We start from the raw sequence: 17,928 nt of genomic DNA, 5'->3' as shown, positions 1-17,928 counted from the left end.
ATCGTGACTTTTTATTCAACGGGACCAATCGAGAACGGGATCAATTCGAGCACGGGAGTGCGGCCGACGCAGCAGGTGGTCATCCGGATCGACAACCAGGGTGCCAGCACCCTCAGCACGCGCATTCAAGGCTATTACATGACCTCCGTTCGCGTTCTGTACGTCGATGAACTGGTATCCGCTCCTCCGGGGGGAGCGATTACCCGCACCTATTACGCTAACCTCGACGCATTGGAATACACGTTCACAACTTCGGCGCCTTCCGCGTCGCAAGATCCGTTGGTGATCTCCTTCTGGGGCCGAAACGCGGCGGGACAACTGGTCGACGCTCACCGTCTGGTATCGTCTGAGCTGTTGGGAGCGGTCGGCGCCACGGGCACCATCGGCATAACCGGTGCTACCGGGGCAACCGGCGCTACAGGAGCGCCCGGCGCTACTGGCGCTACGGGGGCCACGGGCGGCGGAGCCACCGGAGCAACGGGTGCGACGGGTCTGCCGGGTGCTACCGGCGCTACCGGGGCGACTGGCCTGACAGGGGCAACCGGCGCCACGGGCGGCGGAGCCACCGGGGCTACGGGTGCGACGGGTTTGCCAGGGGCTACCGGCGCGACAGGCTTGCCGGGCGTGACAGGTGCTACCGGCGCCACAGGCGGCGGAGCCACCGGGGCTACGGGTGCGACGGGTTTGCCAGGGGCTACCGGCGCGACGGGAGTCGGGGCCACCGGGGCAACGGGTGCTACCGGCGCGACGGGAGTCGGGGCCACCGGGGCAACGGGTGCTACCGGCGCGACCGGGGCGACGGGCTTGCAGGGGGCAACTGGGGCGACCGGATTGCCGGGGGTAACGGGTGCTACCGGTGTAACAGGTGAAACGGGTGCGACGGGTCTCTCAGGGGCCACCGGAGCTACGGGTGTCACGGGTTTGCCAGGGGCTACCGGCGCGACCGGATTGCCGGGGGCTACGGGAGCAACCGGCGCGACCGGCGTTACGGGTGCGACCGGGTTGGCTGGTGCAACGGGCGCTACCGGCGTTACCGGTGCGACCGGGTTGGCTGGTGCAACGGGCGCTACCGGCGTTACCGGTGCGACCGGGTTGGCTGGTGCAACGGGCGCTACCGGCGTTACCGGTGCGACCGGGTTGGCTGGAGCAACCGGGGTTACCGGTGCTACGGGCTTGACTGGTGCTACGGGCGCTACTGGCATAACTGGTACTACCGGTGCGGCCGGCTTGACTGGTATAACCGGCGCTACCGGCGTAACAGGTGTGACGGGCTTGACTGGTGCAACCGGCGCTACCGGTGTAACAGGTGAAACGGGTGCTACGGGCTTACCGGGTGTTACCGGTGCTACCGGCGTCACGGGTGCGACCGGGTTGGCTGGAGCAACAGGTGCAACCGGCGCGACCGGCGTGACAGGTGTCACGGGTGCGACGGGCTTGACTGGTGCAACTGGTGCAACCGGCGTGACGGGTGTCACGGGTGCGACGGGCTTGACTGGTGCAACTGGTGCAACCGGCGTGACGGGTGTCACGGGTGCGACGGGCTTGACTGGTGCAACGGGTGTAACCGGTGCGACCGGTGCGACCGGTGTAACGGGTGTCACAGGCATTACCGGCGCTACCGGTGCCACGGGCTCCGGGGCTGTCATTCCGTATGCGTCCGGTCTGCCGACGACCCTCACGACGGTACTTGGCGGTCTTCTCAACACCTCCGGCTTGGTCGGATTTGGCAACAATGTGTCCGGAATCTCGGTTGCCGGGGGTACCATTGATCTCACCGGAGCCGCAGGCACGCTGCTCAACTTTGCCTTCTCCGTACCGCGGGCCGGTACGATCACTTCGCTCGCCGGGTATTTCAGTACGACGGCGGCCCTGAGCTTGATCGGCAGCACCGTGACCATTACCGCGCAGCTGTATCAATCCACGACGCCGAACAACACGTTCACGGCGGTTCCGGGAGCAACGGTCACACTCGCTCCGGCGCTCACCGGCATTCTGGCTCTTGGCAGCATCTCGAGCGGGATCACCAGCGGCTTGAGCATTCCGGTCGCTGCCGGAACCCGGCTGCTGCTCGTCTTCTCCGCGACGGTTACGGCTGGCGTGGATGTCGCGACGACGGTCGCCGGCTATGCAAGCGCCGGCCTCACGATCGCATAAGGATAGTCGGCAATGCAGGAATGCTTGCCATAGGAAACTGACAATATCGAGCAGTTGTCATTTAACAGACATTTCCAAGCAAGAAAGAGCGGCCGCCCTCCGGGAAATTGGGGGCGGCCGCTCCGTTTTCTTTTCCTCCCGACGAAAAAAAGATTCTCTTGATGGGAGAAGCGGTTGTCTATATGATAGGAAAGATTGACCGGTTTCCTTCCGCGGGCGATGCTCCCGCACAACCGACGAATCCCTGCTAAACCGGAGGTCTTATGCTCTTACTCGCCGTCATCCTATTTCTGATTACCTTGTTTCTGGTTATTTGGCAGCCCCGCGGACTCAACATCGGCTGGCCTGCCGGAGGAGGAGCGCTCATCGCCCTGCTCTGCGGTGTCGTGGACGGGCAAGACGTCCTGGATGTGACGCACATTGTCTGGAATGCCACGCTGACGCTGGTCGGCATTATTCTCATTTCGCTCGTACTGGATGAGATCGGCTTCTTCGAATGGGCCGCCCTGCATGTGGCAAGAGCCTCCCGCGGAAACGGCAGACGGATGTTCGTCTATGTGGTTCTGCTCGGGGCAGGCGTGGCGATCTTCTTTGCGAACGACGGCGCCGTCCTGATTCTGACGCCGATCGTCCTCTCCATGGTCCGGGCTCTGAAGCTGGACGAACGCTTCGTTCTCCCCTTCATCATGGCATGCGGGTTCATCTCCGATACGGCCTCTCTCCCCTTCACCGTGAGCAACTTGGTGAACATCGTCTCGTCCGATTTCTTCCATGTCGGCTTCGCGGAATATACCGGCCGGATGATCGTCCCGACCCTGGTCTCGGTGGCGGCGAGTCTCTTGGTCTTGTACCTCTATTACCGAAATAGCATACCCGCCGATTTCGAAGCGGCGCAGCTTCCGGCCCCGGCCGATGCGATCAAGAACCCGAAGCTGTTCAAGGTGGCTTGGGCGATCCTGGCCGTGCTGTTTCTCGCCTATTTCAGCAGCGGTCTGACCGGAATTCCGGTCTCGGCCATCTCCGGGACCGCCGCAGCCATCCTGCTGCTGCTCGCTCATCGCGGCGGCGGCGTCGACACCCGCAAGCTGATCAAGGGAGCACCGTGGTCGATCGTCGTCTTCTCCGTCGGCATGTATGTCGTGGTCTACGGACTGCGCAATGCCGGACTGACCGCCGAGCTGGGCCGAGCCTTCCAATGGCTGGGCGAGCAAGGACTGCTCGCCGCCACCGTAGGCAGCGGCTTCATCGCCGCCCTGCTCTCCTCGGCGATGAACAACCTGCCCACTGTGATGATCAATGCCCTCGCAATCGACGGCACGCACCCAACCGGCCTGTTGCGGGAAGCCTTTCTCTATGCGAACGTGATCGGCTCCGATCTGGGACCGAAGATCACGCCGATCGGCTCGCTTGCCACCCTGCTCTGGCTTCATGTGCTGTCCGGCAAAGGAGTCCGGATTTCCTGGGGAACCTATTTCAAAACGGGGCTCGTTCTGACCGTTCCCGTTCTTCTCGCCACGCTTCTCGGTCTGTACGCCTGGCTCCGCATCATCGGGTAAATCTACAGCCTTACGGTCCGTAGAATGCCATAAAGGCCGTTGCCCGCTCCGATGGGAACGAATTTCACCTTGACGGCCTTCCGATCCCGGGTCCACTCCAGAGGGATTTCGTAGGTCTTTTCAAAGAAATTCCGTTTCCACTCGTCCGGGAAGGTTTCGATTGCGAGCCGGTTGCCGTCGATCCAGACCTCCATGCTCCTGTTCCGGTGGACGCTGTTGAAGGTGGCGGACAAGCCGCTCCGGATGCCGGGTTCAACGCTCATGTCATACTGGAACCAGCCCCCGGCTTCCGCTCTCCTTCCGTTCAAGCCCTCCCAGGTGCCGGAGTGAGTCCTCTCGCCCTCGATCCGATGCTCCAACTCATATTGATCATTGCCCACCTGCACGCTGTCGATGGTAATTTCCTTGAGGCGCTGCTCCTGCCGGGATTTCTCCAGATGCTCCTGCAGTTCCTCCGAATCAGCCTCCACGAATCTCCAATAGATTCCGTATCTTTCCTCATGTTGCCTGTAGTGGGGCGTGAAAATCAATAGTTCCTCTTCATCGGTGTGGCGGAGGACGAAGGCCAGTTCGCCATCCCTTCGGATGAAATTCCCTTCAAAGCCGTCAAACCACTCCCGCACGCTCATTCCTTGGGGAATGATAAAATCCTTGATCGGCATCCGTTTGGTCGCAATGCTGACGTTGACGCCCGTTTTGGATTCGACCCAGTCCTCCTTGCCCAATCCGGCGCTGAGGACGAGCGGTCCGTAACGGAAAGCGACCGCATTCGGCGCGTCCGGCAGACTGGAATAAGCGGCACGCAGCGGAAGCCGAAGCTGAACCTCATCTCCGTCCTTCCAAGCTCGCTCAATGGCGAGGTAGCCGTCCACCATCGTGGGAGGAACAGCCGTTCCATTCACGGCGATCTCGGGATCGCCACCCGTCCATTGCGGCAGCCGCAGCATCAAGGCAAAGCGCCGCTCATGTCCGTCGGCCACGGCGATCGACAAACGCACCTTATCGGTGAGGGGAAGGTCGGTCGTCTGTGCGATTCGCACCTTTTGATCGGTCCAATCCAGCGTGCTGCCGATATATTGATTGACATAGATTTCATGGTCCGAATGGAAATAGATACTGTCATTCAGCTTGGTGAAGCTTTCCATGCCCGTGCCGGTGCAGCACCAGAAATGCTCAAAGGGAGAGCTGTATACCTTGAAGTACCCGGTTGCCATCGGCTGAAAATACATCGTCATTCCCGTATCCGGGTTCTGGGAGGACAAGATGGCATTGAAGTAGGTGGTCTCGTAGAATTCGGCATACTTCGCATCTCGGGTAAGCTTGAACAATTCCCGCGTCAGCTTCAACATGTTGTAGCTGTTGCAGGTCTCGCAGGTGATATCGGAGCGCTTGGCATCCAGGATGTCCGGTTCCCCGAAGTGCTCGGATTCGCTGTTCCCGCCCGTGACATAACTGTGATGGAACACAACCCGTTCCCAGAACCTTTCGGCCGCCTCGCGGTAAAAGACCTCGCTTTCACCCAGAGTCAGGTACCGGTTCAGGGCGCCGATAAACTTGGGGATCATCGTATTGGCATGCTTGCCCTGCAAGATATCGCGGCCCTGCCAAAGGCTCTCGAACAAGGGGATCTCGTCGAACCGATGAGCGGCTTCCACATGCTCGCGTTTTCCCGTCAGGCGATACAGGTCGTAGAGGCAATCGTTCATCCCGCCGTATTCCACCGCAAGCACCGTGGCCTGCAGCTCCTCCGTCCAGCGGGACGTGCGGGCCGCCACCCAATCCCCGAGTTTGTCTGCGACGTCATAAGCGGTCTGAATGCGGGTGGATTGATAGACCTCGATCAGCCCGGCGATGATCTTGTGCATCGTATACCACGGAACCCACGCCGGCTTTCGATTCTCTACGTTATCGAACAGCGTCTCGGGAAACGCCGACAAATACCCGCTCTCCAATTGGCAGGCGGCCAGCTCGGAGAGGAGATAGTCCAGCTTCGCCAGAATCTCCGGACTGCCGGTCTGCGCATAAGCCTGTGCGCATGCCTTCAGATAGTGTCCCAGGGTGTGTCCGCGAATTTCGGTATCCTCCCATCCGGGATACACCTTGGCTTTCGCCGGCAGCCCGGCGACTTCCCGGAACCCGGCCAGCAGGCGGTCCGGGTCAAACCTTGTTAAGTAGGCCAACTCCTTTTGAAACGCATTCATCGGGTAATCTCCGGTCAGCGTAACCCGGTTCAGGTCAAAATCGCACAAGGCTGCCGTTTGCACAACCGCATTCTTCCACTCCATCATCCAAAAACCCCTTCCCATGCAGCGCTGTTCTCGCGAGGAGACAGATCAAGCATATCGGTTTCCGCCTGGACGAGAAATAACAGAAGGTTGGATTATGTGTCAAAAAGGCAGGGGTTTCCATTCGAGCATATTCAAATTTCGGATGGTTTCTGGTAAGATCATGTTCAGAATAGGGTGAAAAAGTCCGATTTCGCAGGAGGCAAGATCCATGGAACACTATCGGTTCCGGGTAGCCGGTCCGGTTAGGCTGGAGATGACCGGGAAGTTTGAGTCTCCCTCTCCCGAATGGAAGCACATGAGCCGCATCCTCATGGACTTCGAGCTGATCGTGCAGACCCGCGGTAAGCTGTATCTCTCGAGCGGCCACGAGGATTATGCCTTGAAGGAGGGCGAGTTTCTCTTGATGCCTCCCCGAGCTCATCAGCATGGCTATCAGGGGTCCGATTGCAGCTTTTACTGGCTGCATTTTACCGCTCCGGAAGAGGAAACGATGGTGACGGACGAGAGCCGGCACGTCTACGAGCCGGGGGTCATCGTGCTTCCCCAAACCGGTAGGCTGCGGAGTCCCGAAAAGCTGATCGTGATGATGAAGCAGCTGCAGGATTCCATACGGAGCTACGGGGAACAAACGTTGAACCATTATCTGACTACGGGTATCTTGTGCGAGCTGTATAACCAGATGTTCTTCGTTCAGAACCAATCGGAAAAGCCGCGGAAGCAGCAGCTCTATAACGATATCGTGGATTATATCAAGTGGAACCGGCAAGAAAACCTGCGGGTTGCCGAGCTGGCGAAGCACTTCGGTTACAATGCCAAGCACCTGTCGAGTTTATTTTCATCGATTGGCGGTATCTCCTTGAAGCAGTACATCCTGCAGGAAAAGATGGAAGCCGCCAAGTTTCTGCTCACGGATACCAACCGAAAGATCAATGAGATCTCCCAGCAGTTGGGGTTCCCGGACAGCCACCCTTTCATGAAAACGTTTAAGAAAACGACCGGACTGACCCCATCGGAATATCGGAACGTATACGCCAATCGGCTGCTTTTTTACAAATAAAAAAAACCGCGCCGGGCGCGGTTGAAAAAGGCGGCTGATCGGTCGCGCCCCTCACGGCAATTGCTTTAAGGTTGCATAGGAATTCCATAGATGGCAAACGCCGAAGACGGCGATGATCCCGACGAGCGGCAGGCTCTCCAGCCATAACGCCATGAAGAAGAAAAACAGCACGGGAAACACCGCCATCGGCAGCGGCATTCCCCAGAACTTCTCCGTGAACAAGCTTGCGAACGGGCGGTTTGTGAAGAAATAGCGAATCCACATTCCATAGTAAGGGGTTAGCGCAGCCAGACCAAGGCCCAAAAACAGGGGGCTGCCGTGCCCCTGTTTGGTCAGCAGGACAAAGCCCGCCATAGTTGCGATTCTCGAGCCGTTTTCGAGAATTTCGACGACGGTTCCAGCGCTCTGCAAGTTGGCCGGCATGGACTTCGGACTCCGCACCGCAAAAAGCAGGTTGGGCAGCATGACCAGCACCGCCGCCAGCAGCCCCCTCCAAGAAAACCCGAAATTCTGTCCGAAATAGTCCATGAGTCCGTTCATTCGTCCAACCAATCCCCTCTACTCGCTCAGCCTTTCCTTGCACCAATCTACATAGAGCCGGTTCCGGCGAATGCCGAGGTCCAGCACCGCCAGGATCTGCCGGCGTTCCGATCCGTGGACAGGAACAGCTTCAGCAAACATTCATTACGGCTCGAAGCCTTCTCGTTGTCGGATTCCATCCAATGGTTCCATTCCTGCCTGCCGCTATCGGTCAGCCGGTAGGTGACTCGATCCCGCCGGAAATTCCCGTTCTCCTGCGCATCGGGCGGTTTTCTCCGTTATCGTACCGGGCTACCCCAACGGATGTCAATAACAACCGTTACCTCCCCATCGCCCGGCGGAACTGCTCCGGCGTGACCTTTTCCGCCCGATGGAAGCGATGGATGAAATAAGCGCTGCTCGCAAACCCCACCTGCTCGGCGACCGCCTTCACACTCCGGTCCGTGGAAGCCAGCAGGGCTTTGGCATGTACAATCCGGCACTCGGTCAAAAACTCGATAGGCGTCCGGCCCAACAGCGCGGCGAACTGTCGGCTGAAGTGAGAGATGCTGTAGCCCGCCTCCGCCGCCATGCGCGGCAGCGTCAGCGGCTCGGCGCTGTGGGCGCGTATCCACTCCGCCGCTCCCAGGATGCGGTTTCGGCCGCCCGCCGCCGGTTCGCTCCGCTCATTCCCGCCCAGCAGCGCGAGAACCGCGACCAGCTCATAGAGCTGCGCCGACAGTCGGGCCTCGTCCGTTCCGTGCAGGGCCGGAACGCCGAGAGCCAGCATCTCGTCCCAGATGCGGTCCACCCGCTCCGCCTCTCTCCAACTAAACAGCCACGGCTCGGCTCGGCCCTTCTCGCCCAATAGCTCGGCCGCCGCCGGCCCTGTAAAGTGAACCCAGCGAACGTCCCAAGGATCGGCTTCATCGGCGTAATAGCGCTGCTCAAGGCCCGGGCCGAAGAGGAAGCCGGAGCCCGCTTCCAGCGCCTCCAAGCGGTCTCCTTTCTGCACCACGCCTCTGCCGCTGCGCACGATGTGCAGGTTATAGGCCGCCATTTGCCCGGCCAGCCGATGCTCGCTGTGGGAGGAATCGCCCGCATAGTGACCGAACGATTCCGGATAGCAGACGAAGCGGCCGAACCGTGGCGGAGCCAAAAAATGATGGATGCGCACCTGCATTCCTCCGAAAAAGCATAATCGTGATATCGCGGTCAAAATCCTGTGATTTACCCGGGCGAAGGGCCGTTTTATAATGAACTCGCCTGGGCTCTTGCTTGGCATAATCGTAACACATTATCACGATAAGGGGATGACGCAAGTGAAATTCGGGGTCGATTACTACCCGGAGCATTGGCCGGAGGAGCGTTGGGCCATCGACGCTCGCCTGATGAAGGAAGCGCGGATCAATGTGGTTCGTCTGGCGGAGTTTGCCTGGGCCAAGCTGGAGCCCGAGGACGGCGTCTTCGACTTTGCCTGGCTGGACCGCGCCATCGACACGCTGTCCCGCGAGGGAATCCGGATTATTCTCGGAACGCCTACCGCCGCGGCACCCAAATGGCTGATGGACAAGCGGCCCGACATGTACCCCGTGGATGAGCACGGCCTGACGAAGGGCTTCGGCACCCGCCGCCATTATTGCGTCAATCATCCCGTCTACCGAGAGTATTCGCGCCGGATCGTGCGGGCGATGGCCGAGCATTACCGGGATCATCCCGCCGTCGACGCTTGGCAGATCGACAACGAGTTCGGCGGCGCCTGCTATTGCCAAAGCGACCTGGAAGCCTTCCGCGAATGGCTCGCGCTGAGATACGGCAGCATCGACAAGCTGAACGAGGAATGGGGCACGGTGTTCTGGAGCCAGACCTACCGCGATTGGGACGAGATCATCCTCCCCGCCTATGCGGCAAGCGACGGCTTCAGCCAGAACGGCGGCGGCGCCCGGATGACCACTCCCTTCAACCACAACCCCGGGCTGCAGCTCGATTACCAGCGCTTCTTCACCGACGCGACGGCGGATTACCAGCGGCTGCAAATCGACGAAATCCGCCGCTTCAGCGAGCTGCCGATCACCCACAACCTCATGGGGCATTTCAGCGAGCTGGATTATTACAAGCTCGCCGAGGACCTCGACGTCGTCAGTTGGGACAACTACCCGAACAACATGTGGGGCAAATCTTCCCCGGCCAGCGTAGCCATGGCCCATGACCTGATGCGCGGCGTGAAGAACCGCAACTTCTGGATGATGGAGCAGCAGAGCGGACCTTGCGGCTGGCACGCGATGGGCGACACGCCCGAGCCCGGTCAGCTCCGGCTGTGGACGTACCAGGCCCTCGCCCACGGTGCCGAGGGGATGGTCTATTTCCGCTGGCGGGCCTGCCTGTTCGGCATTGAGCAATACTGGCACGGGATTCTCGATCACGACGGCATCGGCCGCCGGCGGTACCGGGAGATCGCGGGAATCGGCGAGGAACTGGAGAAGCTCTCCGGCCTGTTCGTCGGCGCGGCCAACCCGAACCGGACGGCCCTCATTAAGAGCTACGACAACGAATGGAGCCACCGCGCCCAGCCGCACAACCTGCGTTTCTCCTACGGCGCGCTCCTCGACCAATATTATCGAGCCGCCGCGCGCCGCCAGGTTGGGCTGGACGTCACTGGCATTCACACGGACCTCTCGCCTTATAAGCTCGTGATGATGCCCGTGTTCAACCTGGTAACCGAAGAGATCGCCGCGAAATGCGAAGCCTTCGTCGCCCGGGGCGGCTCGCTCGTCCTCACCTTCCGTTCGGGTACCCGAACCTGGAACAACCGGATGACGGAGAAGACCTTCCCCGGCTTGTTCCGCAAGCTGGCAGGCGTCGAGCTGGAGGAATTCGATTCGCTCAACTTCGGCCGGACGGTGCCTGTCGCCGGCGTCTTCGGAGAAGGCACGGCTGCCCAGTGGTGCGACGTGCTGAAGCTCACCGGCGCCGAGCCGCTGGCCGACTACGCCGGCCATTACTACGCGGGAACCCCGGCCGTCACCGTCAACCGGTTCGGCCAGGGCCGCGTCTACTATGTCGGCTGCGACCTGGACGATGCGGCAGCCGAACGGCTGCTCGGGTACATTCTGGAGCAGGAAGGCATTGCCGGAGCCATTCCGCCGCAGGCGGCTGCCGGCGTGGAGGCGGTGTCCCGGAGAGCGGCCGACGGACGCCGCTACTTGGTCTTGCTCAACCACGCCAACACGGATGCGTTGGTGAAGCTTCAAGGCCGGTACGTAGATGCCTTGTCGGGCGAGGCCATCTGCGACCAAGCCGCACTTTCTCCTTACGGCGTCCAGATCCTGCTGGAAGCGGAAGGCGTCTAAAGCGCGAGCTTCCCGCGGACCGGATACGGGGCACACAATACGGCAAGAGCGAATCAAGCGGAGCTGAGGCTCCGGTCTTGATTCGCTCTTTTTAAAGCCAGGGAGTTGTCGCGCGGTGTGTGGCAACCTCTCTTCTAGCGGATCGGAAGCTTCGCACCGTCCCTTAGGAACAGGGGAATCCTCTCCAATGGAGCATCGGCGGTTATAGTGGTTCCACCTTCATAGGATATGCCGATATAGGCATCCGTCCAGACGGAGCCAGCCGGCAGATAGACGCTTCGGCTTCTTGCCCCTTCATACAAAACGGGCGCCACGAGTAAATCCGGCCCGAACATATATTGGTCGTCCACGTCCCACGCCTTCTTGTCTTCCGGAAAGTCATAGAACAGAGGCCGCATCGGCGGCGTACCCTTATTATGGGCTTGCTGCATCAGCTCGGTAAGATAAGGGCGAAGACGTTCCCTCAGATGTAGATGGCTTGCCATTATTTCGTAAGCCTCTTCTCCATAGCTCCACACTTCATTCGGACCGCCGCTGGGACACAACCCTCCCCCGGAGGTTCCAACAGGAGCATTCCACGGCTTGCGGTCACCATGAAGGCGGAACACCGGGCAGAAGACGCCGTATTGAAACCAGCGCACGATCAGCTCCCGGAAGGAAGGATCGTCCGGATCGCCTCCATGAAATCCACCGATATCCGTCGTCCACCAAGGGATACCGGCAATCGCCATGTTCAGTCCGGCCACTACCTGATAACGGAACACCTCAAAGGTCGATGCAATATCGCCCGACCAGACGAGAGCGCCGAATCGCTGGCTGCCCGCCCAAGCCGTGCGAACCAGGTTGATAATGTTCGTTTGACCTTCCGCCTCCATTCCTTCATAGAAGGTTTGGCTATATCGAGCAGGATAGATATTCCCCACTTGCTTGCTCGAACCGATATGATAGCGATAGATATCATGATCATAGACGGTCAACTCCGGTTCCGCCTCATCCAACCAGAACATCTTTATGCCATGATCATAGTAATTTTTCTTGATAATCCTCCAGAGGTAACGGCGCGCTTCCGGGTTTGTCGCATCAAAAATAGCATTTTGCCCGAGGAACTGAAACTGGGTGCGAACACCACGGTCGGAGCGAAGGAGGTACCCCCTCTCCAGCATCTCTTGGTAATTGTCGCTCTCCGTCTGCACGGTCGGCCATACGGACACCATGAGCTCGATCCCCATCTCATTTAGTTCCTCAACCATCTTTTTGGGATCCGGCCAGTATTCGGGATCAAACTTCCAATCCCCTTGATTGGTCCAATGGAAGAAATCAATGACGATAACCGATAACGGCAGATTTCTCCGTTTATACTCGCGGGCAACCTCCAATAGTTCCTCCTGATTCCGGTAACGGAGCTTGCATTGCCAAAACCCCATCCCGTAATCCGGCATCATTGGAACTTTTCCCGTGACGGAAGCATAGGCTTCCTCGATGTCGGCAGGCTTGTCCCCTGCGGTGATCCAATAATCCAGTTGCTTCGTAGAAGGGGCGCTCCACTCCGTTATATTCAAGTTAAAATGAGCTCGACCGATTGCCGGATTGTTCCACAGAAAGCCATATCCAAGATCGGACATGACAAAGGGAACGCTGGATTGTGAATTACGATGGGTAAGTTCCACTTGGCAGCCTTTTAGATTAAGAAAGGGTTGTTGGTATTGACCCATGCCGTATAGCTTCTCTGTAGGATCGGATTCCAACCGAAGGGTGAGATTGAAATCGCTGCTTCCCGGATGGGCGATCAGTTCGCGGCCGCCATATTTGAGTTGGTAGGTATGCTCACTCTCGCGAAGTAAGATTTGGCCCTTTTGATTATAAAACGTCATTTGACCGCTGCGTGCAATTACGGCTTTGATTTTACCATTCGTTATGGTGGCACAATCCGAATCGATGGCGATAATCGGTTTAGATGGAGGTGCGGGAAGAAGCGCCCAATCTTCTTCTGAAATGGCTGAAAAAGAGGCTCGTACGCGGAGTGCATGATCTCCCCATGGCTCAATCCATAATTGTTCATGATCATACTCTCTAATCAACCGGGAATTTTCGGAACGAAACATCTCACAGGCCTCCGTTGTTCTGGGTAATGGGGTAATCAAAGGAGTGTACAAGGTTATTATATTGTGGTAAAAATGGCATATCTACCGCGATAATTCCGAAGTTTTCATACGATATTACGATTTCTCCAGGAGGCTGTACGTTATGCAGAGCGCCTGCAACTCTCTGTCACAAAAAGAACATACGGACATCCCCGATTTCACATTCCCCATCAATATTTTCCACCTGCACCGGGGCTATCATCAGATCATTCCTCCCCATTGGCATGAGTACTTGGAATGGATCGCTGTTACGAAAGGGAGCTTCCGTGTTCAAGTGGATAACCGATTCGAAGATATGCGGGAAGGCGATGCTATCTTCGTTAATGCGAGAGAGATCCATTCGGCCTTTCCCATTGATGAAAATAGTGAATTGTATGCCGTCGTCTTCCATGACGCCTTGCTTCGAAATAGCTCTCTTGACAGTACGGAGACCCAATACATTCAGCCTTTACTCCATCATGAGATTCATTTGCCGCCTTTCTATCTGGCCGAACAAGCCGGAACGTTTCCCATTCATTCCGCCATCGTAAAACTGGCCAAGGATTTCCAGGAGAAAAGATTCGGATATGAGTTGCTCATCAAATCTTCCTTGTTCTCCGCTCTGGGAGTTGCCTTTCAATATGAATTAAGGTCATTAAGCGATTCCAAGTCAACCAAACCTCAAACCGCCATTCAACCCCTGCTTGTCCACCTAAGCCAGCATTTTCACGAGCCCATCACAATCGAAAAAGCTGCGCAAATGTGCTGCGTCAGCCCCAATTACTTCTGTACGTTATTTAAGAAGGCAACCGGAAAAACCTTGCTGGAGTATGTCAATCTGCTGCGAATCCATGAGGCCGATCAACTTCTGAGAACCGGAATTTATTCGGTTGAGCAAGTTGCCTTGAAGGTTGGATACACCAGCACCACTTACTTTGGAAGGATATTCAAGAAGTACAAAACCCATACTCCGACTGAGCACATGAAAGGAATCGCCTACTCCTAACGAAGAAAACCGACAGGGTCTCCCCTGCCGGTTTTGTTACCTCTCAACCGAAAATGGCTCAGGCCAGGTCAACAAGGGTATGGACTCGCCTATCCGGGCTTACAGCCCCAGCGCCTTGCCCTTCTCCAGCCGCTGAATCTGCTGTTCGCCGCTGTCCGCCATCTCCCGGAATTGTTGGATGGTTTCCCGCATTTTCGGCAGCGCCTGCTGCTTATAGGTGCTGACCGAATCCAATGCGGAGAGCACATCCGCGAAAGCCTGCTTCAAGGTGTCAACGGAGATGCTCGTCTCCAGCGACTGCTTGTGAATGGCGGTTCCCTGTTCCTTCAACATCCGCGACGTGCCGCTGATGAGGGTATCGGTCGTCTGGTTGAGCAGCTCGATCTTCTTCAGAACGATTCGCTGGTTGTAGAGCGCACTCGCCACGGTCACCGAGATCTTCAGCGCGGACACGGTGACGTTGCGGGCCCGGTCGACGCCGCGGATCAGCTCCTTGTTGTTGCGGATGACTACCTCGATCGCCATGATCCCCTGCTGGTCGACCACAAGCATCTGCTGCATGTCCATGACCCGCTGGCGGAGCGGAAACAGCACTTCCTCCGTAATGAAGCGGATTTTGTCCTCGGATTCGCCCCTCGCTTTGGCGACTTCCACCTGCCGTTCGATCTCTTGGTCCATCAGCGCGCCGAGCTCGATTTCCCTTTGCAGCTTCTTGGTCAGCTCGCGCAGCGCCTGCTGCTCCAGCTCCAGGGTCGTGTTGTCGTTCTTCAGAACGGCCTTGCCTTTGTCCAGAGATGCAATGATATCGGAGATGACGGCATCGGCCTTCTGGAATTTGGCGAAATAGGCTCTCAGCGGATTGAAGAATTTACCGAGGAAGCCGCTCTTGGCAAAATCGACCACGCTCGGATCGAGGTCTTTGAGCTGGAGCTGCAGCTCGGTCAAGCCCTTGGCCACCTGCCCTCCTTCATCCCCGGTCTTCGCCAGGTTGCCGACGGCTACCTGCAAAAGCGAATTCTTCTCGGCGGAGGAGCGCAGGGTCCCCGCTCCGAAGCTGTCGATCGACTCCAGCACCTGACGCCGCTGGTCGAGCGCTTCGACGTCCATATTCAGAATGCTCGCCACATTGGCGGCCGCCTGCTCCTTCAGCCGGGTTACCTCCGCCGGCTCCGGCTTGACCTCCTCCTCGATCGCCGCCTTCAACTGCTCCGGACTGACCACTTCCATGGAAAACGACATGGCCTTCCCTCCCTGGGCTTGATGGTGATGCCTTCTACATTTGGACGTTCAGCAGGTTGCCGATCTTGTACACTACATCGTCGGTATCGGCATTGATGCTGGCCGCCTCATTGATGCTCGATATGCTTTGAAGCGCCTTGATATTCGCATTGTAGCCGATCGTATAGACGGGAATCCGGAACGTCTCGATGAGCCCGCGGATGTCGTTCAGGGAGTGCCCCTGGTTCGTCTCCCCATCGCTCAGGACGAAGATCAGCGGCTTCACGCCGGGATTCTTCGCGATCTCTTCCTGGAGCATCTTCATCGCCACGAGAATGCCGTCGAAGGTGGCGGTGCCTCCTTCCGCCTGCAGGCCCTCCACCGCGCCGACGAACATCGACTGCTGGTTGGCGTCGTACTTGGCGATCGGCAGGCGGATGGACACATCATTCGAATAAGACACGAGGCCGATGCTGTTGTCCCGGCCCAGGTACTTCTGTCCCTTGATGAGCGATTCCTTCAGCCGATTAAGCGGCTCGCCCGCCATGCTGCCCGAGACGTCCGCCACGAACACCGCGGCAATCGGCTTGGCTCCGTTCTTCTTCTCCTTCCACAGCTTCTGGGCCGCGATCAGCGTGTTCCCGTCCGCCGCCGGCATCTCGGCGCGGTAGCTGTCCAGACCGCCGAAGCCCATCGCCTTCGCCGTATCCTGGTACTTCGCCTGCAAGGCGAACTCGGCGAACCTCTTGGCGATCTCCCGCTTCTCCTGCGGCAGGTCGCCGAGGGCGTAGAGCGGGCTGTCATGCCGCACCCCGAACGGGGTGAACACGTAGCCGCTCTTCAATTCGGAAGCGTTGGCATAGATCTGGTATTCGAGCACGAAGGCGTCGAGCATGCCGCTTTTGGCGGCATCCCGCATCTGCAGGGTGGTTGAAGCCAGAAACGGCACGTTAGCCTGGAAGCGTTCAAAGCCCTGTACGGCCTTCTCCCCGAGCAGATTCGAGCGGTCGAAGGTTTGCAGCGCCGTCATCAGGAAGTTGAGTCCCGTCGAGCTGGCAAACGGATCGGTATACCCCATCGCCAGCTCGTTGTCGGCGATAGCGTCGGTGATCGTCTTGAGGTTCACGGCTCCGTATTTATCGACGAGCGCATCATACTTGGCCTTCGCCATGACCACGCCGGCGACATTGCCCGCGAGCTTGGGCGCGATCAGCTCCGCCTTCACCCCCTGGGCCTTCACCATTTCGCCCCACAGCTCATTGGAGGGGGTGTAGGCGTCGGGAACGTATTTGCCGGACCGGATGTAATCGGCGGCCGTTCCGGAAGCGATATTGCGGATTTTGACGGAGGCGGCCTTCCCGTTCACCTGAATGCCCGCCTTGTTGAAATCGGCCGCCACCTCGTTCAGCCAGCCGTCGTTGCCGGTTCCCGACTTTTCGGTGGAGGAAAAGATTTCGATGAAAGCATCCGTCGAGTTCTCCACCGATACCGCGAACTTGGAAATGTCGGGCAGCGAATCTCCTACGTTAGCGGGGTCCAGATCGATCTGCCCCTTTACCGGCTCGGCGGTCTCCACGGTAATTCCCTTGTACAGCTTGCCGAGCCGCTCCGACGCATTTTCCTGCGTGACCTGTGCGCGGTCCTTGCCCAGATTGGCCGTCACCTTGATGCCCGCATAGACGAGAACAAAAACCACCACGGCAATCGCCGCCAATACGGCAAACGCCTTCCCCTTTTTCATCCGGCATCCCTCCCTCGGTTTATTTGTAATGCTTGGTCTGCTGAATTAAAGCATCGATCTCGACCATGCCGGGCATTTCCTCCAAGCCGGCGTAATCGGCGCCGTCCAGCTTCGACAGCTCCAGAATGAGCCGGTCCAGCTTCAGCAGAATCTCCTCGTTGGCGTTCCCGTAGCCGGAAATATGCGTCAGGTACTCTTGAAAAAGGGCCGCCTTCTCCTGCAGCAGCTTGCCGGAATAGCGCTTGCTCCCGGCTGAAGCGGACAGCCGCTCCATTTCCGTCTCGTCAAACGCTCCCAGCTTCGTCAGCATCCCGCGGATGTTCCGGTAGAACAGCCGCTCCACCTCGCGAATGGCGCCGATAAACTTCTGATAGCTGAGCTCACCTGCGTCGAAGCGCTGGCCGAGCGTCTCCTCCAGAGCTGCCTGCTTCCGCTTCATCCGGTCGACTTGTTCCAGCGCCAGCGCCACATCTTCCCGGACGGCCTGCACCGAGCGGTAATGCTGCAACGCCAGGACGTAATCCTCAGGCTTCTCCAGTTGGGTCACCGCCGGCTTCGGCTCCGGCACGAAGAGCAGCGAATAGCTGCCGTATAAGACGACAAGCAAGCTCACGGCCAGAACGGTGACGCCGACCGCCGTCTGTAAAGCGTCTCCCCCGCCGACGGTAAAGCCGGCCAGACCGGGCGACAGCAGGATCACATTCGCCAGCACGACCCCTCCGACCAGAAGCGCGAGCTTGCCGGCATTCGAACCGCGCATTTTCCATCCCTCCCCGGGCGGAACCCGTCCGCCCCTCCTCCGACCCACGCCATGGACCAAGTAATGGATATTACGTATAAATCTTAGGTTTGGTAGCGTTGTTCTGCCAAGATTGTCTATCATTTGCGTTTGAACCATTCTTTTATAGTCTATAGTACC

The 17,928-nt window shown here is 58.4% G+C and carries 12 protein-coding genes; 5 read left to right on the top strand and 7 right to left on the bottom strand.

All coding sequences use genetic code 11. The features are described from left to right. The first annotated feature begins 3 nt into the window (after nucleotides 1-3). The gene (locus tag ACSEXS_RS08160) at nucleotides 4-2,154 is read left to right on the top strand and encodes an exosporium glycoprotein BclB-related protein (protein WP_438432667.1); all 2,151 of its coding nucleotides are present in this window, start codon (nucleotides 4-6) and stop codon (nucleotides 2,152-2,154) included. A gap of 263 nt (nucleotides 2,155-2,417) precedes the next feature. Further along, nucleotides 2,418-3,710 carry an arsenic transporter gene (locus tag ACSEXS_RS08155; RefSeq protein ID WP_438432666.1) on the top strand — a complete coding sequence of 431 codons (1,293 nt, stop codon included), beginning with the start codon at nucleotides 2,418-2,420 and terminating at the stop codon, nucleotides 3,708-3,710. A gap of 2 nt (nucleotides 3,711-3,712) precedes the next feature. Here the strand turns inward: ACSEXS_RS08155 and ACSEXS_RS08150 are convergent, their stop codons facing one another. Continuing rightward, complete coding sequence (locus ACSEXS_RS08150) at nucleotides 3,713-5,998, bottom strand: beta-L-arabinofuranosidase domain-containing protein (protein ID WP_438432665.1); 2,286 nt, start codon at nucleotides 5,996-5,998, stop codon at nucleotides 3,713-3,715. A 208-nt stretch (nucleotides 5,999-6,206) separates the two neighbouring features. Here ACSEXS_RS08150 and ACSEXS_RS08145 point away from each other — a divergent pair, with 208 nt between their 5' ends. After that, a complete protein-coding gene (locus tag ACSEXS_RS08145; RefSeq protein WP_438432664.1) occupies nucleotides 6,207-7,055 on the top strand; it encodes an AraC family transcriptional regulator in 849 nt (282 codons plus the stop codon). Between the two features lie 51 nt (nucleotides 7,056-7,106). On the opposite strand, the gene ACSEXS_RS08140 is transcribed toward ACSEXS_RS08145, so the two are convergent. Both ACSEXS_RS08140 and ACSEXS_RS08135 read right to left on the bottom strand, forming a co-directional pair. Continuing rightward, entirely contained in the window at nucleotides 7,107-7,595 is a 489-nt protein-coding gene (locus tag ACSEXS_RS08140) for a hypothetical protein (protein WP_438432663.1), read from the bottom strand. A gap of 319 nt (nucleotides 7,596-7,914) precedes the next feature. Next, nucleotides 7,915-8,751, bottom strand: a complete 837-nt coding sequence (locus ACSEXS_RS08135) for a helix-turn-helix transcriptional regulator (RefSeq protein ID WP_438432662.1) — start codon at nucleotides 8,749-8,751, stop codon at nucleotides 7,915-7,917. A gap of 145 nt (nucleotides 8,752-8,896) precedes the next feature. Between ACSEXS_RS08135 and ACSEXS_RS08130 the strand changes: the two genes are divergently transcribed. Beyond that, nucleotides 8,897-10,924: a beta-galactosidase gene (locus tag ACSEXS_RS08130; protein WP_438432661.1), complete on the top strand. Its 2,028-nt coding sequence runs from the start codon at nucleotides 8,897-8,899 to the stop codon at nucleotides 10,922-10,924. A 134-nt stretch (nucleotides 10,925-11,058) separates the two neighbouring features. Here ACSEXS_RS08130 and ACSEXS_RS08125 read toward each other — a convergent pair whose 3' ends face one another. Then, nucleotides 11,059-13,026: a glycoside hydrolase family 31 protein gene (locus ACSEXS_RS08125; protein ID WP_438432660.1), complete on the bottom strand. Its 1,968-nt coding sequence runs from the start codon at nucleotides 13,024-13,026 to the stop codon at nucleotides 11,059-11,061. Nucleotides 13,027-13,168: 142 nt separating this feature from the next. Between ACSEXS_RS08125 and ACSEXS_RS08120 the strand changes: the two genes are divergently transcribed. Then, on the top strand, nucleotides 13,169-14,050 hold the full coding sequence (locus tag ACSEXS_RS08120) for a helix-turn-helix transcriptional regulator (RefSeq protein WP_438432659.1): 882 nt from the start codon (nucleotides 13,169-13,171) through the stop codon (nucleotides 14,048-14,050). A 99-nt stretch (nucleotides 14,051-14,149) separates the two neighbouring features. Here the strand turns inward: ACSEXS_RS08120 and ACSEXS_RS08115 are convergent, their stop codons facing one another. From ACSEXS_RS08115 to ACSEXS_RS08105, 3 genes are read right to left on the bottom strand one after another with little or no spacing between them, the layout of a single operon-like run. Beyond that, nucleotides 14,150-15,289, bottom strand: a complete 1,140-nt coding sequence (locus ACSEXS_RS08115; RefSeq protein WP_438432658.1) for a toxic anion resistance protein — start codon at nucleotides 15,287-15,289, stop codon at nucleotides 14,150-14,152. A 34-nt stretch (nucleotides 15,290-15,323) separates the two neighbouring features. After that, nucleotides 15,324-17,009, bottom strand: a complete 1,686-nt coding sequence (locus ACSEXS_RS08110) for a VWA domain-containing protein (RefSeq protein ID WP_438432657.1) — start codon at nucleotides 17,007-17,009, stop codon at nucleotides 15,324-15,326. Between the two features lie 19 nt (nucleotides 17,010-17,028). Beyond that, entirely contained in the window at nucleotides 17,029-17,769 is a 741-nt protein-coding gene (locus tag ACSEXS_RS08105) for a hypothetical protein (RefSeq protein WP_438432656.1), read from the bottom strand. Between the last annotated feature and the right edge of the window lie 159 nt (nucleotides 17,770-17,928).

This window comes from Gorillibacterium terrae, from assembly GCF_051594785.1.
GTDB lineage: Bacteria > Bacillota > Bacilli > Paenibacillales > NBRC-103111 > Gorillibacterium.
The sequence above is the reverse complement of the archived record's forward strand: the minus strand, read 5'-3'. Positions and strand labels throughout refer to the sequence as shown.

What these genes read in the sequence shown, in the direction of transcription:
- ACSEXS_RS08155 (WP_438432666.1), top strand. Translation starts at nt 2,418, where the DNA reads ATGCTCTTACTCGCCGTCATCCTATTTCTGATTACCTTGTTTCTGGTT.
- ACSEXS_RS08150 (WP_438432665.1), bottom strand. Translation starts at nt 5,998, where the DNA reads ATGATGGAGTGGAAGAATGCGGTTGTGCAAACGGCAGCCTTGTGCGAT.
- ACSEXS_RS08145 (WP_438432664.1), top strand. Translation starts at nt 6,207, where the DNA reads ATGGAACACTATCGGTTCCGGGTAGCCGGTCCGGTTAGGCTGGAGATG.
- ACSEXS_RS08140 (WP_438432663.1), bottom strand. Translation starts at nt 7,595, where the DNA reads ATGAACGGACTCATGGACTATTTCGGACAGAATTTCGGGTTTTCTTGG.
- ACSEXS_RS08125 (WP_438432660.1), bottom strand. Translation starts at nt 13,026, where the DNA reads ATGTTTCGTTCCGAAAATTCCCGGTTGATTAGAGAGTATGATCATGAA.
- ACSEXS_RS08120 (WP_438432659.1), top strand. Translation starts at nt 13,169, where the DNA reads ATGCAGAGCGCCTGCAACTCTCTGTCACAAAAAGAACATACGGACATC.
- ACSEXS_RS08115 (WP_438432658.1), bottom strand. Translation starts at nt 15,289, where the DNA reads ATGTCGTTTTCCATGGAAGTGGTCAGTCCGGAGCAGTTGAAGGCGGCG.
- ACSEXS_RS08110 (WP_438432657.1), bottom strand. Translation starts at nt 17,009, where the DNA reads ATGAAAAAGGGGAAGGCGTTTGCCGTATTGGCGGCGATTGCCGTGGTG.
- ACSEXS_RS08105 (WP_438432656.1), bottom strand. Translation starts at nt 17,769, where the DNA reads ATGCGCGGTTCGAATGCCGGCAAGCTCGCGCTTCTGGTCGGAGGGGTC.